Source organism: Natronomonas amylolytica (genome assembly GCF_037031205.1).
GTDB classification, from domain to species: Archaea; Halobacteriota; Halobacteria; order Halobacteriales; family Haloarculaceae; genus Natronomonas; species Natronomonas amylolytica.
The window spans coordinates 134432-150982 of the sequence record NZ_JAYEZM010000007.1; the positions used below are offsets into that span (position 1 = coordinate 134432).

Annotated in this window: 18 protein-coding genes; 3 read left to right on the forward strand and 15 right to left on the reverse strand. The window is 64.9% G+C overall.

Features of this window, described 5'->3' with window-relative positions:
• Positions 1-41: 41 nt before the first annotated feature.
• The 3 genes from U5914_RS11810 to U5914_RS11820 form a co-directional block, all read right to left on the reverse strand.
• Positions 42-314, reverse strand: a complete 273-nt coding sequence (locus U5914_RS11810) for a DUF3006 domain-containing protein (protein ID WP_336135970.1) — start codon at positions 312-314, stop codon at positions 42-44.
• Positions 311-1378 carry a ComEC/Rec2 family competence protein gene (locus U5914_RS11815; RefSeq protein WP_336135971.1) on the reverse strand — a complete coding sequence of 356 codons (1068 nt, stop codon included), beginning with the start codon at positions 1376-1378 and terminating at the stop codon, positions 311-313. The genes U5914_RS11810 and U5914_RS11815 overlap by 4 nt, the downstream gene beginning before the upstream one ends.
• Before the next feature lie 68 nt (positions 1379-1446).
• Positions 1447-2079, reverse strand: a complete 633-nt coding sequence (locus tag U5914_RS11820; protein WP_336135972.1) for an adenylate kinase — start codon at positions 2077-2079, stop codon at positions 1447-1449.
• Positions 2080-2166: 87 nt separating this feature from the next.
• On the opposite strand from U5914_RS11820, the gene U5914_RS11825 reads away from it, so the two are divergent.
• Complete coding sequence (locus U5914_RS11825; protein WP_336135973.1) at positions 2167-2502, forward strand: DUF7975 family protein; 336 nt, start codon at positions 2167-2169, stop codon at positions 2500-2502.
• 24 nt (positions 2503-2526) lie between these two features.
• Here the strand turns inward: U5914_RS11825 and U5914_RS11830 are convergent, their stop codons facing one another.
• Entirely contained in the window at positions 2527-4182 is a 1656-nt protein-coding gene (locus tag U5914_RS11830; protein WP_336135974.1) for a potassium channel family protein, read from the reverse strand.
• A gap of 109 nt (positions 4183-4291) precedes the next feature.
• Between U5914_RS11830 and U5914_RS11835 the strand changes: the two genes are divergently transcribed.
• Entirely contained in the window at positions 4292-4960 is a 669-nt protein-coding gene (locus U5914_RS11835; protein ID WP_336135975.1) for a potassium channel family protein, read from the forward strand.
• Between the two features lies 1 nt (position 4961).
• Positions 4962-6599: a TrkH family potassium uptake protein gene (locus U5914_RS11840; protein ID WP_336135976.1), complete on the forward strand. Its 1638-nt coding sequence runs from the start codon at positions 4962-4964 to the stop codon at positions 6597-6599.
• Here U5914_RS11840 and U5914_RS11845 read toward each other — a convergent pair whose 3' ends face one another.
• From U5914_RS11845 to U5914_RS11895, 11 genes are all read right to left on the reverse strand, one after another.
• Positions 6600-8132, reverse strand: coding sequence for a TrkH family potassium uptake protein (locus tag U5914_RS11845; RefSeq protein WP_336135977.1), 1533 nt, complete (start codon positions 8130-8132; stop codon positions 6600-6602).
• Between the two features lie 61 nt (positions 8133-8193).
• Complete coding sequence (locus U5914_RS11850) at positions 8194-9693, reverse strand: TrkH family potassium uptake protein (protein ID WP_336135978.1); 1500 nt, start codon at positions 9691-9693, stop codon at positions 8194-8196.
• The gene (gene trkA, locus U5914_RS11855; protein WP_336135979.1) at positions 9693-11030 is read right to left on the reverse strand and encodes a Trk system potassium transporter TrkA; all 1338 of its coding nucleotides are present in this window, start codon (positions 11028-11030) and stop codon (positions 9693-9695) included. Before trkA ends, U5914_RS11850 begins: the two co-directional genes overlap by 1 nt.
• A gap of 200 nt (positions 11031-11230) precedes the next feature.
• Positions 11231-12715 (reverse strand): preprotein translocase subunit SecY, encoded by a 1485-nt coding sequence (gene secY, locus U5914_RS11860; protein ID WP_336135980.1) that lies wholly within the window; start codon positions 12713-12715, stop codon positions 11231-11233.
• Positions 12716-13216 carry an uL15m family ribosomal protein gene (locus tag U5914_RS11865; RefSeq protein ID WP_336135981.1) on the reverse strand — a complete coding sequence of 167 codons (501 nt, stop codon included), beginning with the start codon at positions 13214-13216 and terminating at the stop codon, positions 12716-12718. It lies immediately after the preceding gene.
• The gene (locus tag U5914_RS11870) at positions 13216-13680 is read right to left on the reverse strand and encodes a 50S ribosomal protein L30 (RefSeq protein WP_336136038.1); all 465 of its coding nucleotides are present in this window, start codon (positions 13678-13680) and stop codon (positions 13216-13218) included. Before U5914_RS11870 ends, U5914_RS11865 begins: the two co-directional genes overlap by 1 nt.
• Entirely contained in the window at positions 13680-14312 is a 633-nt protein-coding gene (locus U5914_RS11875; protein ID WP_336135982.1) for a 30S ribosomal protein S5, read from the reverse strand. Before U5914_RS11875 ends, U5914_RS11870 begins: the two co-directional genes overlap by 1 nt.
• The gene (locus U5914_RS11880; protein WP_336135983.1) at positions 14309-14860 is read right to left on the reverse strand and encodes a 50S ribosomal protein L18; all 552 of its coding nucleotides are present in this window, start codon (positions 14858-14860) and stop codon (positions 14309-14311) included. Before U5914_RS11880 ends, U5914_RS11875 begins: the two co-directional genes overlap by 4 nt.
• Complete coding sequence (locus tag U5914_RS11885; protein WP_336135984.1) at positions 14860-15309, reverse strand: 50S ribosomal protein L19e; 450 nt, start codon at positions 15307-15309, stop codon at positions 14860-14862. The genes U5914_RS11880 and U5914_RS11885 overlap by 1 nt, the downstream gene beginning before the upstream one ends.
• Positions 15306-16016: a 50S ribosomal protein L32e gene (locus U5914_RS11890; RefSeq protein ID WP_336135985.1), complete on the reverse strand. Its 711-nt coding sequence runs from the start codon at positions 16014-16016 to the stop codon at positions 15306-15308. Before U5914_RS11890 ends, U5914_RS11885 begins: the two co-directional genes overlap by 4 nt.
• A complete protein-coding gene (locus U5914_RS11895; RefSeq protein ID WP_336135986.1) occupies positions 16016-16549 on the reverse strand; it encodes a 50S ribosomal protein L6 in 534 nt (177 codons plus the stop codon). Before U5914_RS11895 ends, U5914_RS11890 begins: the two co-directional genes overlap by 1 nt.
• Between the last annotated feature and the right edge of the window lie 2 nt (positions 16550-16551).

Sequence of the window (16551 nt, forward strand, 5' to 3'; positions counted from 1 at the left end):
CGACCCGTCGCGAACGGTGTCGTCGCCCCGACCGGAACGGCCTATTCGTCGCCCAGCCGTTTCGAGAGGCGGTCGAACTTCTCGCGCAGGCGCTGGCGGCGATTGGCGGTCGTTTCGGGTTGCGGTTCGATGCCGACCAGCACGCCCTCGTCGAAAATCACCTCGCAGACCGTCCCCTCCTCGACGCCCTCGGGGAGGTCGGACGCTGGATAGTTCCGGTCGTCGATGGTCTCGCCGTCGTCCTCGACGAGGAAGACGGCCTGCTCCTCCTCGATGCGGTCGACCGTCGCCGTGTAGGTGCCGTTCAGGGTCATGGTGTCACTCCGTTGGGGCCGCTCCGGGCGCCGACGGGCGCGACGTGGCCCGACGCGTCGCCGAGAGTAAAGCGCTCCTCGGTCGCGTCGGCCGGGTCAGCGGTCGCAGCGTCGGCGCTCTGTATCTCCAGCGGGTCGGTCGTGGCGTCGTGCTGGGTTCGGACCGTTATCGTCTCGCCGTCGGCCTCGATGACGACGGTCCCGTGGACGGCCGTCCAGACGGCCTCGGTATCGCGGTCGGCGAACCGCTGGAGCGGTTCGTCGTGGGGGTGACCGTACTGGGAATCGTAGGCCGAGGAGACGACCGCGATGTCGGGGTCGACGGTATCGAGGAATTCGGGGCCCGAAGACGTATCCGAGCCGTGGTGGCCGGCCTGATACACGTCTGCCTCGATGGCGTCGCCGTGGCGGTCCAGTATCTCCCGTTCGGTCTCGCGTTCGGCGTCGCCGGTAAAGAGAAACGCCGTCTCGCCGACGGCGACGTGGACGGCGACGCCGTTGGGGTGGGGTTCCTTGCCGCCCGGCGATTCGGGGTTGAGGACCGTCGTTCCGGTTCCGTTGAAGGGTATCTCGTCGCCGGAGGCGACCTCGAACAGGTCGACGTCGTGTCGCTCGATGGCATCGAGATACCGCTCGTAGGTCTGGGAGGTGGTGGTCACCCCGGAGTCGTAGACCGCGCCGACGCCGTCCTTTTCGGTCTCGTAGTGGTCGATGACTGCCGCGTGGCCGCCGATGTGGTCGGCGTGGCCGTGGGTCGCCACGAGGTGGTCGATGCGGTCGACGCCGCGGGCTTCGAGGTAGTCGATGACCGTCTCGCCGTCATCGCGCCAGCCCCCCGAGTCGATGAGCATCGTCTCCTCGTCAGTCCGAAGCAGCGTGGCGTCGGCCTGTCCGACGTTGATGAAATGGACCTCGAGGTTGCCCGCCCCGGGTGCCGCTGCCGTCGAGTCGGTGGCTGGGTCAGGTTCGGTATCGGCGCGTGGCTCGACGTCGAACTGGACGGCCGCACAGCCCGACAGCACGAGCACGCCGCAGACCGCGATGACCGCGAGTTGCCGTCGCATTGCCGGCCCTACGGCTGGTGGGTATTACGGTCTTCCGGCGGCGAGAAAACGAGGGAATCGTACGGCAGTTACGCGGCGTCTTCGATGGCGGCCTTGAGGTCCGCCCAGACCTCGTCGGGCGTCCCCTCGCCGTCGATGCGGACGAGTTCGCCCTCCTCGTCGTAGAAATCGATGACCGGCTGTGTGTTCTCGTCGAAGACGTTGAGTCGTTCCTCGACGGTCTCCTCGGTGTCGTCGTCGCGCTGGATGAGTTCGCCCCCACACTCGTCGCAGACGCCCTCCTCCTCCGGCGGCGCGAACTCGACGTGGAAGTTGGTGCCGCAGTCGTCGCAGACCCGGCGGCCCGTCAGGCGGTCGACCAGTTCGTCGTGGTCGACGTCGAGCAGGGCGACCAGATCGAGGTCCGTTATCTCGTCGAGGTACTCGGCCTGCGAGAGGTTGCGCGGGTAGCCGTCGAGGACGAACCCGTCGGCGTCTTCGAGGGCGGCCTTGACGATCTCGTTGACGACGGGGTCCGGGACGAGTTCGCCGGCTTCCATGTACTCCCGCGGCGTGCCGTGTTCGGTCTCCATGTCCTTGTTCGCACGCAGGGCGTCGCCCGTCGTGACGTGGTCGACGTCGTACTCGTCGACGATGTTGCTGGACTGGGTACCCTTCCCGGCGCCCGGCGGTCCGAGCAGCAGAATTTTCGGCTGGCTCATACGCGGTCGGTTTCTACCGGGGCATTAAAGACTTGTCTGAACGCGGCGAGCGTCGCCTTCTTATAAGTGCGCTACCGAGTGTCGTTCATGGATGCCGCCGAGCGCCGACGGGAGTTGGTCGGCGCCATCGTCGCCGCCCGCAAGGACGACGAGTCGGTCGTCTTCGAGGCCGCCAACGCCCGCGTCACCTACGAGGACCGCACCCTCTGTCTGTCGGTCACCGACGAGGAACGCGACCGACTGGAGACGCTCTTGGACGACTACCACGTCTTCAAGGTCGAGGGGCCGGCCACCCGCAAGGCCGAACCGGGCGTCGTCTACCTCTCGGCGGTCACCGACGCCAAACACGCCGCCGATTTCGTCGATTCGCTTTTCAGCGAGGTCTACGACGCCGGCGAGGGCTACGACCTCCGCGTGCGGTAGGAACGCGCCGACCCTCACGGAATCTCAGCCGAACAGTTCCGCGAACCGGTTGGTCCCGTCGTCGGTCCCGACGATGACGACGGCATCGTCCGGTCCGAATCGCATATCGGGGTCGATGTCGGTCACCACCTCGTCGTCGCGTTCGATGCCGACGACGGTACAGCCCGTGCGCTCGCGAATCCGCGCCTCCCGGAGCGTCTCGCCCGTCAGTTCGGGGGCGGTCGTCCGGACGATTTCGACGTTCGTCCCGAGCGAGAGGATCTCCTCGTCGTTGATGAGTCGGGTCGCGATGGACCGGCCGCTCACCGTCGCCAGCGAGAGCACGTAGTCGGCCCCCGCGCGGTAGGTCTTGGCCACCGCCCGGGTCTTCTCGGCTCTGGCGATGACCTCGACGGAGGAATCGAGGTCCCGGACGACGAGCGTCGCGAACTCCGTCGTCGTGTCGTCGGGCAGCGCGAAGACGACCGAGCGGGCGCGCGCGAGGCCGGCACGCTTCAGCGTCTCCGGGTCGGTGGCATCCCCGACGATGTCGACCGCGTCGTGGTCCCGCCGGTCCACGATGGTGTGTGGGATATCCGCTTCGGAGAGTCGCTCGGCGACCGTCTGTCCCACCTCGCCGTAGCCGACCAGAACCGTCTTGCCCTTCCTGAACCGCCGGACCGTCGAGAACGCGGCCTCCTTGAGCCGTTCGAGGCCCGTTCGTCCCCCGACGACGAGCAGTATCGTCCCGCGCTCCAGCGGTTTCTCGGCGGGCGGTGGCGTCTCGAACTCCCCGCGGACCCACGTCCCGATAACGTTCACGCCGTACCGTTCCCGGAGGTTGCTGTCGGCGATGGAGCGCCCGACGAGGTCGCTTCCCTGCCGGACCGGCACCTCGGCGATCTCGATCTCCTCGCCCAGCTGGACGTCCTCCCCGAGGTCCGTTCTGACGGCCGTCGTTATCTTCTCGGCGAGGCTCCGGCCCAGCAGTTGCCGCGGCGTGAGGACGTGGTCGGCGCCCGCCAGTCGGTGGTAGGCCGCCACGTCGGGGTCCTCGACGACGCTGATTATCTCCACGTCGTCGACCAGTTCCTTGGCGGTAAGGACGATGCTCGCGTCGACGCGGTCGGACACGTCGGCCACGAGCGCCCGCGCGTCGGGGAGGTTGGCGTCCGCCAGCGTCTCGATGTCCTCGGGGTCGCCGTGGATGACATCGTAGCCGTCGTTTCGGAGGTCGGTCGCGCGCTCGCGGTCCGGAACGACGAGGACGTACCCGACGCCGTTGGCTTGCAGTTCGTCGATAGCCGCCTCGGACCGGGTCGTGTCCGCACAGACGACGACGTGGTCCGAGAGGCCCTCGTCGACGGCCGTCGGCAGCGACGGCGACAGCGCCTCCTGAAACAGCGGCAGCAGGACGGCCGGAAGCGCGAGGAAGAACAGGCCAACGCCCGTGATGTCCAGCAGCATCACGAGGACGTTCATCTGTGGGCTCTGCCACGGCGAGTCCGACCCGTAGCCGGTCGCGGTGAACGTCTCGACGACGACCTGCATCGAATGCAGCAGCGAGATGCTGGTTCCCTCCGGGGGATACGGCCCCGGTTCGAAGGTTCGCATTCCGACGTCGTACAGCATCGCCGAAACGACGATGAGGACGCTGATGAACAGTATATAATAGGCGGCCCGTCGGCGAATCCGTCGCATATGTCGGAATCGTAGGGGCGGACCGAAAACCTGTCCCACGACCGCCGGTCGTACCTCGGATATCGCTGTAGCGGTAGCTTTTCTACCCGGCAGGGAGAACGACGACCGAATGTATATCGTCATCGTCGGTGCGGGTGATATCGGGACGCCGCTCATCGAAATGGCGACTCGTAGCGGCAACGAAGTAGTCGTCATCGAGAACGATGCCGAACGAGCCGAGATGGCGGCAAGCGAGTTCGACTGTCTCGTCCTCAACGACGATGCGACCAGCAAGGAGACACTGGCCGATGCGGGCGCCGACCAGGCGGACGCCATCATCTCGACGACTGACCACGATGCGACCAACATCATGGTCTGTCTCCTCGCACAGGAACTGGACGTTCCGCAGATTATCTCGGTCGTCCACGACCCCGATCACATGAACGTCTATCAGCAGATCGGCGTCCATACGATGCAGAACCCCCAGCGACTCATCGCCGAATACCTCTTTCGGACCGTTCAACGGCCCTCCGTCGTCGACTTCATGCACATCGGCGAGGATGCCGAGGTCTTCGAAATCGTCGTCGAACCGGGCGCGCCAATCGTCGGAAAGACGATAGCCGAAGCGGCGGCCGACGGCCTGTTGACCGACGACATGCTCGTCGTCGCCATCGAACGCGAGGAAACGGAGAACCCCATCACGCCACGCGGTGGGACATCCGTTCAGGTCGGAGACGTCGTTACGGTCTATTCGGAAACCGGCGTTACGGAAGCCATCCTCGACGTCTTCACCGAATAACATGACCCGGACACGCAGGCAGGACCTCGAGATCATCGCCCGTGACGTCGGGTCGCTGCTGTTGATACAGGCGCTCGTGATGACCATCAGTCTCGGTGTCGCACTCGTCTTTCGGGAGTGGTACGCCGCGCTGGCCTTCCTCGTTTCTGGGGGTATCACGGCGGGCGTCGGGGGGTTCACTCGGCTACGGTTCCTCGACGCGCCGGACCCGCTGATGAAACACGGGATGGTCATCGCCGCTGCAGGCTGGTTTTTCACGGCCGTCTTCGGCGCGTTACCCTTCCTGCTGACGGCGCACTTCACGCCGTCCTCGGTCGCCGCGGCGACCGCCAACGCCGCCGGCTTCGAATCCTCGAGCCTCCTGTATTTCCGCCATCCGCTACACGCGCTATTCGAATCGATGAGTGGCTGGACCGGCAGCGGCCTCACGATGGCCGTCCACGAGCCCACGCTCCCGCGGGCGATTCAGTGGTGGCGGTCGGTCATCCAGTGGGTCGGCGGCGTCGGCGTCATCGTCCTCACCGTCGCCATCCTCTCGCGTCCCGGGAGTGGGAGCTACACGCTTTATAAAAGCGAGACGCGGGAACGGCGCATCCATCCGAGCATCGTCTCGACGGTGCGAACCGTCTGGAAGATCTTCGTCGCCTACACCATCGTTTCCGTGGGCGTCCTCTTCGTCGCGATTCGTCTCAGTGACTACGGAAGCAGCCTTACCCTCTTCGAGGCGTCATGGCAAGCGCTGAACCACGCTATGACGGGGCTTGCAACGGGCGGGTTCAGCGTCACCGACAACTCCATCGGGACGTACAACTCGCCGCTCATCGAGGGGGTGCTGTTACCGGTGATGGCGCTCGGAGCCATCGCCTTCCCCATCCATTTCGCGGTCCTCTCGGAGCGGGCCCCGAGCGAACTGTTCGACGACCTCCAGACGCGGTGGCTGTTCGCCCTGCTCGGTATCGGTGTCGTCGCGCTGTCGGCACAGAACCTGCTGTTCATCGGCCAGACGGGACCGCTCGGGCGCACCGCCGCCGTTCCGGACCTGCTTGCACCATTCATAACGACCGCACAGGCCGACGCGGTCCGGGACGGCACCTTCCAGTTCGTCAGCGCGCTCACCTGCACCGGGTTCCAGTCGTCACCGATCGGTAACTGGACGCCCGGTGGCAAACTCCTCGTGTCCGGGGCGATGGTCGTCGGCGGGGCCGCGGGGTCGACCGTCGGGGGCATCAAGGTCATCCGCGCCTACCTCATCGCGAAGGGAATAAAATGGCAGTTCGCGCGTGTCTTCCTGCCGGATAGTGCCGTTCGGACCGCAAAAGTCGGCGACCGAACGCTCACCCGAACCCAGATGGACCGGGAGTTCAGCGAGGCGGCCATCGTCGGCGTCCTGTGGCTATCGCTTCTGGCCGCATCGAGTTTCGTCCTCGTCAACGTCGTCGGGCCGGATTTCAGTTACGCCGACGCCCTCTTCGAGGTCGCGAGCGCACAGGGCAACGTCGGCCTCTCGGCAGGCATCACCGGACCCTCGATGCCCCCGCTTGCCGAGGCGATGTTCATCCTGAACATGTGGGTCGGCCGCCTCGAAATCATTCCCGTGCTCGTGTTCGGCCGAGCGCTCGTCTACGGTCTGCGGCCCTGATCACTCGCGGGTCGTTCCCACGAGCAGGGCCAACACGGGCACGATTTCGAGTCGCCCCAACCACATCAGCCCGACCATCAGCAACTTCGAGGTATCGGGGAACTTGAGGTAGCTTCCGAAGGGGCCGAGCGAGCCAAAGCCCGGGCCGATGTTCCCGAGGGTCGCTATCGAGGCACTCAGCGCCTCCAACGTCGTGAGGTCGTAGCCGATTCGGGACGCATCCAGCGCGAGGAGCACCGTCGCGACCCCGAACGTCAACAGATAGAGGATCGTGAAGGCGAAGATACCACGAACGGCGTCCTCGTCGAGGACCGCGCCGCCGAGCCGTATCGGTTCGACGACGTTCGGCCGCGCCGTGTTGTACAGTTCCCGCTGAATCCCTTTGAGGACGACCAGCCAGCGGACGACCTTCACGCCACCGCCGGTCGAGCCCGCGGACCCACCGATGAACATCGCAAAGAGGAGTACGATCTGGGCGTTCGCATCCCACTGTGCGAAATCGCTCGTCGCGTATCCGGTCGAGTTCAGCAACGAGACGACCTGAAAGAGGCCCTGTCGCAGAGAGTTTTCAGCCACGCCCTCCGTGGCACCGCCGAGGTCCAGTACCGGAGCCGACCCCGAGAAAAGCAGTGCGGCGGTCACGCCGGTCACCGCCGCCGTCGCGCCGGCATACCAGCGGAACTCGGCGTTATCCGCCAGTTCGCGTATCTCGCCCTGCAGGACGTGCCAGAACAGCGCGAAGTTGACGCCAGCGACGAACATGAACGGGATAACGACCCACTGGACGGCCGCCGAGAAGGCCGCGATACTGTCGGCCTCCGGGGAGAACCCGCCCGTCGGAAGCGTCGTAAAGCCGTGGGCGACGGCGTTGTACAGCCCCATGTTCGGCGCCATCCCCGCGAGATGGAGCGCGTACAGTAGGACGATGTAGACGATGGTAAAGCCGAAATAAACGATCCAAAGTGCCCGCGCCGTTTCGGCGATTCGGGGGGTGAGCTTCTGGAGTTCCGGCCCCGGCGCCTCCGCCTGCATCAACTGGGCGCCGTTGACGGCCAACTCGGGAAGGATAGCGATCATCAGAACGATGATCCCCATCCCGCCGAGCCACTGTGTGAGTTGCCGCCACATCAAAAGCGCGTGTGAGTGCTGCTCGAAGCTGATATCACCCATGACGGTCGCTCCGGTCGTCGTGAAGCCCGACATGGACTCGAACAGAGCGTTCACCGGATGGGCGAGCGTCGAGGCGGTTCCGTAGCCAGCAAGCAGGTACGGCACCGCCCCGACGACGGCGACGGCGATCCACGAGAGACTGACGAGTGCGAGCGCCTCCGGTGCCTCGACCTCGGGGTCCGGGTCGAGCTGTTCGAGGGCAAAGCCGATACTGACAGTCAGCACCATCGAGACGATGAAAACCCAGATGTCCTCCCCGTAGACGACAGAAACGAAAAGGGGTACGAGCATCGCCACAGCGAGATATTTGATAACCGTCCCGACGAGACTGAGGGCCGTTTGCCACCGGACCCGGAACGTCACGATGCGATAACCTCCATTAGCGGTGTCGTCTCATTCGCGCATAATAAACGGGCAACATTACCTACGACGTCCAGAACGCCTTCGTGAACAGGACCAATACGGGGATGAATTCGATTCGGCCGATCCACATCACGAAGATCATCGCGAAGCGCGTAGTGCGGGGATAACTCGCGTAGGTTCCGTAGGGGCCAGCGTCACCGAACGCCGGCCCGATATTCAGAAGCGTCGAGGCCGCGCCACTCAATGCTTCGAATTCGGTGACCGTACCGGTTCGTGCACCGTCGACGACGATGAACACCGTCAGCAGGAAGAAGGCGATGAGACTCAAAAGCAGATAGGTGAAGATATCTCGAATCACCTCTTCGTCGACCGTGTTACCGCTGATACGAACGAGGCGGACGGCTTCGGGATGGATGCTCGTGAACAGCACCCGCTTGAGCGTTTTGACCGCGACGAGCCACCGAAGCGACTTGATCGAACAGGTCGTCGACCCCGCCATCCCGCCGATGAACATGCTGAGAAACAGGACGTGCTTGGCGGCGGGCGACCAGAGTTCGAAATCCGCGCTCGCATAGCCCGTCGTCGTCACGATGGAGGCGACGTTGAAAAGCGCGTGTCGAATCGTCTCCTCGGCGCCGTAGTTGGTCGAGGGGTCGAACAGGATGCTCGCCGCAACCAACCCCGTCCCGACGCCGACGACACCGAGATAGAAGTGGAACTCCTCGTTGCGGAGCAGGCGCATCGGCTCGCCGTTGATGGCGAAATACAGCAACACGAAACTCGTCGACCCGACGAGCATGAACGGGATGACCGCCCACTGGACGATAGGCGTAAACGCCCCGACGCTGTCCGGTTCCGGCGAGAAGCCGGCCGTCGAGACGGACGTGAAGGCGTGTGCGACGGCGTTGTACAGCCCCATGTTCGGCGCCAGTCCGACGAGGTGCAGGCCGTAGTACACGGCGATAGCCAGCGCCGTCAGGGCGACGTACAGACTCCACAGGAGCTGTGCCGTCTCCGAGATGCGCGGCGTTAGCTTGTTGACGTTCCGGGTCTGGGTTTCCGTCTCCATCAACTGGGCGCCACCGACCCCCAACTCCGAGAGCACCGCCGTCACCAGAATGAGGATTCCGAGTCCGCCGAGCCACTGGAGGACCTGCCGCCACATCAGAATCGACTTCGAGTGAACCGAGAAGTCCAACAGGACGGTCGCGCCCGTCGTCGTCAGCCCGCTCATCGCCTCGAACATCGCGTCGACCGGATGCGAGAGGATGCCCGTCCCCGCGACGTAGAAGGGTATCGCGCCGACGGTGGCCACGAGCAACCAGATGAGCGAGACGGCCAGAAACGCCTCTCGCGGGCCGAGGTCGCCGGGGTCGCCGGGAAGCTTCCGCATCACCAGTCCCACGAGCAGCGTCACGGCGATGGCCGAAAGAAACGGCACGAGCGCTTCCCCGTAGTACACTGCAAGCGCCAGCGGAAAACTCAGCGGCCCGGCCAGATAGATGAGTACCCGCCCCGTGAGGTCGAGGCTCGCCCGCCAATCGACGCGAACGTACCCCATTATGCCAACGAGGTCAACTCGTCGACGAAGGCAGTCTCGACGAAGACGACGATGTGGTCGCCCACTTCGAGCACCGTATCACCCCTCGGGATGACGTTCTCGCCGTTTCGCCGAATCGCGCCGATGACGATGTCACCGTCGAGGTCGGCGACGGCCTCCTCTATCGGCCGCCCGACCAGTTGACACTCCGCCGAGAGTTCGAGTTCCAGCACCTCTGCCTGGTCGTTTTCGAGGACCGAGATGTTCTCGGCGACACCCTCGTGGGTAAAGCGCGTGATCTCCTCGGCGGTGACCTTCCGAGGGTTGATGGCGACGTCGATACCGATTTCCTCGAACAGCGGGACGTAATCGGCGCTGTCGACGACCGCGACGACGCGGTCGGTCCCCATCCGTTTGGCCAACACCGATACGAGCAGGTTTTTCTCGTCTGAATCCAGCGCCGCGACGACGATGTCGGCCTCGTCGACGTGTTCGCGGGCCAGGAATTCGGTGTCGGTCGCGTCGTGTTCCATCACGAGCGTGTTCGGCAACTCCTCGGCGAGATAGCGGGCCCGGGCGTGGTCCTGTTCGATGAGACGCGGCTTCAGGCCGCGTGCTTCGAGCAGTCGGGCCGTATGATAGCCGATCTCCGACCCGCCGATGATGACGATCTCGTCGGCCTCACCCGGCGTCTTCTCGGGCGCCAGATCCGAGGCAAAGCCCTGAACGCTCGTGGGACTCCCGATGACGACCGCGCGGTCGCCGGCCCTAATTTCGGTCGCCCCCTGCGGGAGGATCATCTCGTCGTCCCGGAAGATGCCCGCGAAGGTCAGCGATTCGAAGCGGTCGGCCTCCGCGACGGTCTGGCCGGCGAGGGGACTGTCCTCCATGATCTCGAATTCGGCCATCTGAATCTCGCCTCCGGCGAAGGGGTCGACGTCGACAGCCGCCGGAAGCCCGACGACGCGGACGATGTTCTCGGCGGACAGCAGGTCCGAACAGACCATGAAGTCGACGCCGAATGCCTCCTTGGTTATCTCCCACGTTCGGAGGTATTCGACGCTCTTCGTTCGGGCGATGGTGAAGGGGTCGGCGATGGTCTTGGCCGTCTCGCAGGCGACGAGGTTCGTTCGGTCGTCGTCCGTACTGGCGATGACCATGTCCGTTCCTTCGACGCCGGCCTTCCGGAGCGTCGAAAGCGACGTGCCGTCCCCGGCGAGGGTCATCACGTCGAGTTCGTATTTGAGTTGCTCGGCGCGGTCCTCGTCGATATCGATGACGACGACATCGTGAGACTCGGCGAGGCTGCCCGCGATGGACGTGCCGACCTCGCCCGCACCGATGACAACGACGTGCATACCAGCCACGAGTCGGGCCGACGGTAAGTGAATTACTATCGGACCGTCGTCGGTTCGAAGCCCACCAACGGCTACGGAGCGTGATTGCGGCGATAAAAAGTGTCGCGGTGAAACCGTCGATCATACGGCCGGTTGTAGTCAGTTACCGATGACCCCGGCACGGCAGGGAATTCACCGGAAACCCGTCACAACCGCCCGTATCAGTCGTTGCCGAACATCTCGCGCATCATCGGATGCATCTCCATCATCTGCTCTTCGGCGATTTCCTCGTAGAGCTTGTAGGTGATGGAGACGGTCAGCAGGAGGCCGGTCCCGGTGACCTGCCCGATGGTGCCGAGCATGTTCGCCATGACGGCGAGCAGCCCGACCAAGGCACCGCCGATGACGGTGACCTGCGGGATGTAGCGTTCGAGCACCTTCTCGGTGACGCCGGGCGACTGCCGGAAGCCGGGAATCTGCATCCCGGAGTTCTGGATCTGCTTGGCGGTCGCGTTCGGCCCCATGCCCGTCGTCTCGACCCAGAAGATGGCGAAGACCGCGCCACCGACGAGCATGAACGTGAGGTCGACGCCGACCCGAATCATGATCTGCCACGGGGCGGCGGCGGTCTCACCGAGCCACCACATCCAGTCTTCCGGCGAGTAGATGGGCGCGACGTAGTAGAACAGCCCACTCGTCGGTTCGGCGAAGCCACCGCCTTCCGGGCTGGTGTAGTCGCCGAGCCACAGCGGCATGCCGGTCCACTGGGCGTTGAGGATGCGGCCCAGGAACTGGACGTTGGCCTGCAGCGCTCGAACGAGGATCATCGGCAGGACGCTGGCGTAGATGAGCTTCACCGGGAAGCGTCCGCGGGCGCCCTTGACGCGGGCGTGGCTGAGCGGAATCTCGACCCGGACGGATTCGGCGTAGACGACGACGACGAAGATGAGTATCGTCGTAATCAGCGCCAGCAGTTCGCCGGGGCCGATGAAGAGGTCGACCAGACCCGACCGCGTCAGCGGCGAGCCCATCTCTATCTCGCCGGTGAGGATGCCCCACCAGCGGGGGAAGAAGCCGACGTAGCCGGCATCGATGCCCTGCCAGGCGATGAACCCACCGATGAGCCGCTGGCTGATTCCTGCGATGATGAACAGGCCGATACCGGAGCCGACGCCCCACTTGGAAACGACCTCGTCCATGTACAGGATCAACATTCCGCCGACGAAGATCTGGGCGAACATGATCCAGCCCAGTATCGTCGTCGAGATGCCGAGCGCGCCAGCGATCTGCGGGCTCGGCTGAAGGAAGCCGGCGAACACCATCGGCAGCGCCGTCAGCGCCGTCATGATGATGACGAGCAACTTCTGGAGGCCCTGATAGATGGCCTGGTCCCGCGGGTTCTCCTCGGTATCCAAGCCGAGCAGATCCGCCCCACCCAGCAGTTGCAGCACGATGGACGCCGTGACGATGGGTCCGATACCCACCTGTAGTATGGAGCCCTGTGCGCCTGCGAGGATGGTTCGGAACTGTCCGAAGATGTCCTCGTTGGTGCCGAGTCCGTATATCCCGACGTTGGTCAGGAAGAAATACAGCACCAGAATGCCCGCTGTCCAGCCCAACTTGCGCTTGAACGGGACGTGGCCCGTCGGGCGCTTGACGGCGGGCAACCGCGTGAGTATCGGTTCGGCGGCCTCCTTCCAGCTCATTTACGCTTCCTCGTTATCCTCTTCGGTTGAGTCTTTTTCGGCTTCCTCGGCGAGTTCCTCCCCGCGCTCGGAGAGGACGGCCTCGCCGCCAGCCCCTTCGAGGGCTTCCTCGGCCTCGTCGGAGAAGGCGTCGGCGACGACCTCCAGGGCGTTGTGGACCTGTCCACCGCCGAGTACCTTCACGACATCGGCGTCGTAGCCGTTCTCGACCACGTCGCGTGCGTCGACGGTGTAGCCGTCTCCGGACTCCTCGGCGACATCGTCGGCGACGAGAATCGAGATATCCTCGTCGAGTTCGCGGAGGTTGATGGTCTCGACGTCCCGGTCGGTCTTCTGGGGACGCTTGAACCCGGACTTGCCGAGCGGTTCGTGGTTGTGATACTCGTGTTTGTCACGGCCCGCGTTGCCGCGCCCGCCGCGGTGGCCGGCGCCACGGCGGTTCTTGTGGGAACCGCCGCCGTGCGTTCGAGAGCCGCGCTGTCGTCGTTTCTTGGACGTCATTATCGCATCGCCTCCAGAAGTGCGTCGATGTCCTCGGTGGAGTGGGGGCCGAGCTGGCCACCCTCCTTCGTCGGGTGTTTGACGCCGTCGTGGCCGCCGCGCGGCGGGTGCAGACGGAGCGTCGGCGACAGTCCCTGCTCTTGGAGCTTGGTCTCCTCGTCGAGGAGCGCTTCCGCGAGCGCGGAGACGTCGTCGTAGTCGGTGTTCTCGGCGACCCACTCGTCGTCGATGTCGGCCTCACCCTCCGCGGGCTCGCCGCGAAGCGTGATGAGCCGCTCGACGGTCTCCTGAGAGGGCTCGCCGTGAGCCACCCAGTCGTTCACCTTCGTCACCATGCCACGGTAGGCGTCCGTATCGGGGACGAGCGTCGCGTGGTTGACACGGTGGAGGTTCAGCATCGAGAGGGTGTCCGCGACCTTCTCGCTTTGGTTGACCTCGCCACGGAGCTGTACGACTGCTTTCATCATTCGATCACCTCACGCTTTTCGAGGGTGCGCTCGGGAATCCGCGCCTCGGCCGTCGCTCGCAGGGCGTTGAACGTCGCCTTCGCGAAGTTGACCGTGGTGCGGGTGTTCCCGCTGGAGCGCGTCCAGATGTCCTCGATACCTGCGAGTTCGAGGACCTTCCGGGACGTTTCACCGCCCGCGAGACCGAGGCCTCGCGGGGCGGGCTGGAGCTCTACCTCGACGGAACCGGCCTTGCCCTCGGTGCGCAGCGCGACCGTGTGCGGACGGCCACAGCCACACTCCCAGGACCCACAGCCGCGGGAGACGTCGACGATGTTCAGCTTGGCCACGTTGATGGCCTTCTGAATCGCACCGCCGACCTGGTCGTCACGGCCCTGCGCGTAGCCGACGAAGCCGTCGCGGTTACCGACCGCGACGACACACCGGAACTTCACGCGGCGGCCGGAGTCGGTCATCCGCTGGACCATGTTGATGTCGAGGACCTCGTCTTCCAGCCCCGGGAGGAGCTGGTCGACGATCTCCGGTTCCTTCAGCGGGAGGCCCGATTCGAGGGCGTCCCGCATCGAGGAAATCTCTCCCTCTGCTACCTTTCGTCCGAGCCGCGTTCGCGGCTCCCATCCGTTACTCATAGTTCATCCTCCAGGCGCTCTCGCACCTCGTCGAAGTGTTCGGGTAGTTCCGTGGCGTCGAAGTCACCGGAATAGAGACCGCCTTCCTGCTCGGCGTACTCCGCGATGTGCGAGCCGCGGGTTCGCTGCCAGTCAGCGAACACGTCCTCGTTGTGCGGAATCTCCAGACCGGCGTCGATTGCGCCTTCCTGTACTGCGAATGCTTTGTTGCCGGGCGTCGCGGTGTTGAGACCGATGTCGAGGACGGCCTCTTCGAGGCCGGCATCGACGGCGCGCTTGCCTGCGAGGAAGCCCGTCAGGTAGGCGGCGGGCAGGTTGCCCGTCGGCGCCTCCCAGCCGAACTCCCGCAGGTCGAGCGATTCAGCGCTCGCGACCGTCTCGTCACCTTCGGGGCCCGTTACGACCAGCTGCGCCCTGGTTTGGTTGTTGCTCTTGCGAGCGACCAGGCGTGGCTTGCCGGATTTCAGCAGGCGCAACCTTTGATGGTAATCCGTTCGGGCCTCGCGGCGACGCCGCATCGGCACCTTGTATCGTGGTCCTGTCGCCATTATTGTTCACCGTAAGTATCGTCGATGTACCGCGTCAGGTCCGCGACGCTGTCGAACTCGCCACCGCTGGCCATGTCGTACAGTTCGCGGTACTGACTGCGGTCGATTTCACCGTCATCACGCAGGTCGCGGAGTTCGTTCCGCTGTGCGCGAATGCGGCTCTGCCAATCCTCCTTGTCGCTCTGTCGGGCGCCGGACTTGCCCTTCCGGGTCCCGTGACCCTTCTGGTGGCCGTAGGAGCGCTTCTCCGCGCGCTCGCGGGCCTGCCCGCGGGAGTTGCCCTGCGAGCCCTTCGCCTCGATGACGCCCTCGTCGATGAGTTCGCGGACGTCATCGCGGGTGATGGCGTCTGCAATCTCGCCTTGGGAGTCGGGGTCGAACCGAACGCGGGTCTCGCCGACGTCCAGAATGTCTGCCGCCAGTCGCTTCTGTGCTTTCAGGTCAGTCATTCTTCGACCTCCACTTCGACGTAGGTGGGGTTGAGCACGCGAATGCCCTCGTCTTCGGCGACCTCTTCGATGCGCTCGCGCTTGCGAGCGCCGACGGTCGAGCCGATACGGACCGCTTCGGTGTCGCCGTCGACACCGTCGAGGTCGTCGACGTTCTCGACGCGGACTTCCTCGAAGCCGCTGGGGTGCTTGCCGCGCACCGCCTTCGGCGTCCGGAAGCCGGCCTGGACCTTGTCGCCCTTGCCTTTGACGCCGCGTCGCTGCTTCGAGCGGTCACCGCGCGGCTTCCGCCACGAGGTCGGGGTCCGCTTTTTCTTGTGGTAGTCCTGTCGATTGAACTGCGGCTTGCCCTCGCGTTTCCGCTGCTTGAGGAGTCGCTCCTCGTTCTCGCTGAGGTCGGGCGTCTTGTCCGCGAGCCCACGGGCCTGCAGTTCGGTTTCGACGTCTTCGGCCGGCTCTTCGGCTTCGTCCGGCTCTTCCTCTTCGACTTCGGCCTCGGTCTCCTCGGCGACCTCGAGGCCGCCGACGTCGGCTTTGATACGCGCGGCGAGCGCGTTGCCGATACCGTCGACCTCCGCGAGTTCGTCCTGGGACGCCTCGCGGACGTCGTCGACCGTCTCGAAGCCGGCCTCTTCGAGGGCTTCCGCCTTCGAGGGGCCAACACCGCTGATGTCGGTCAGTTCGTCGTATTCTTCTTCGTCGCTCATCAGGCCTCACCTCGCTCGGGCATCTCCGTGATGTAGACGCCGTCCTGGAAGACGCGCGTGTCCTTGTCGGAGACGCGAGTGAGTTGTTCGATGTCGGCCGCCGTCTGGCCGACGTCCTCGATGCTGGGGCCGCTGATAGTCAGCTCCTCGCCGTCCACCGAAACCTCGGTGTCGCCGCGGATCGTCGTCCGTCGCGGCGCCTTCTCACCGAGGAAGTTCTCGATGACGACCTCGTCGCCTTCGACGGCGACCTGCATCGGGAAGTGGGAGTAGTAGACTTCCATCCCGTACTCCCAGCCCTCGGTCACACCGCGGAACATGTTGGTGACGTGGCTGGCGAAGGTGCCGACGGTTGCCTCGGCCTTGGCGTTCTCTTCCTCGGTCTCGATGACGACGGTGCCGTCCTCGACGCTCACGCTCACGTCGGGGTACCAGAGGCGTCGCGAGACGCTCCCGTTGGGCCCCTCGACGCTGATGTCGAGGTGGTCCATCGTCGCCGTGACCTCGTCCGGAATGTCGATTTCCTTGCGCATGG

Excerpts from the sequence above, each read along its gene's own strand:
- U5914_RS11875 (WP_336135982.1), bottom strand. The coding sequence starts at position 14,312 with ATGAGTAACGGATGGGAGCCGCGAACGCGGCTCGGACGAAAGGTAGCA.
- secY (WP_336135980.1), bottom strand. The coding sequence starts at position 12,715 with ATGAGCTGGAAGGAGGCCGCCGAACCGATACTCACGCGGTTGCCCGCC.
- U5914_RS11825 (WP_336135973.1), top strand. The coding sequence starts at position 2,167 with ATGGATGCCGCCGAGCGCCGACGGGAGTTGGTCGGCGCCATCGTCGCC.
- U5914_RS11815 (WP_336135971.1), bottom strand. The coding sequence starts at position 1,378 with ATGCGACGGCAACTCGCGGTCATCGCGGTCTGCGGCGTGCTCGTGCTG.
- U5914_RS11895 (WP_336135986.1), bottom strand. The coding sequence starts at position 16,549 with ATGCGCAAGGAAATCGACATTCCGGACGAGGTCACGGCGACGATGGAC.
- U5914_RS11885 (WP_336135984.1), bottom strand. The coding sequence starts at position 15,309 with ATGACTGACCTGAAAGCACAGAAGCGACTGGCGGCAGACATTCTGGAC.
- U5914_RS11880 (WP_336135983.1), bottom strand. The coding sequence starts at position 14,860 with ATGGCGACAGGACCACGATACAAGGTGCCGATGCGGCGTCGCCGCGAG.
- trkA (WP_336135979.1), bottom strand. The coding sequence starts at position 11,030 with ATGCACGTCGTTGTCATCGGTGCGGGCGAGGTCGGCACGTCCATCGCG.
- U5914_RS11865 (WP_336135981.1), bottom strand. The coding sequence starts at position 13,216 with ATGACGTCCAAGAAACGACGACAGCGCGGCTCTCGAACGCACGGCGGC.
- U5914_RS11835 (WP_336135975.1), top strand. The coding sequence starts at position 4,292 with ATGTATATCGTCATCGTCGGTGCGGGTGATATCGGGACGCCGCTCATC.
- U5914_RS11830 (WP_336135974.1), bottom strand. The coding sequence starts at position 4,182 with ATGCGACGGATTCGCCGACGGGCCGCCTATTATATACTGTTCATCAGC.
- U5914_RS11890 (WP_336135985.1), bottom strand. The coding sequence starts at position 16,016 with ATGAGCGACGAAGAAGAATACGACGAACTGACCGACATCAGCGGTGTT.
- U5914_RS11840 (WP_336135976.1), top strand. The coding sequence starts at position 4,962 with ATGACCCGGACACGCAGGCAGGACCTCGAGATCATCGCCCGTGACGTC.
- U5914_RS11810 (WP_336135970.1), bottom strand. The coding sequence starts at position 314 with ATGACCCTGAACGGCACCTACACGGCGACGGTCGACCGCATCGAGGAG.
- U5914_RS11850 (WP_336135978.1), bottom strand. The coding sequence starts at position 9,693 with ATGGGGTACGTTCGCGTCGATTGGCGGGCGAGCCTCGACCTCACGGGG.
- U5914_RS11820 (WP_336135972.1), bottom strand. The coding sequence starts at position 2,079 with ATGAGCCAGCCGAAAATTCTGCTGCTCGGACCGCCGGGCGCCGGGAAG.
- U5914_RS11870 (WP_336136038.1), bottom strand. The coding sequence starts at position 13,680 with ATGAAAGCAGTCGTACAGCTCCGTGGCGAGGTCAACCAAAGCGAGAAG.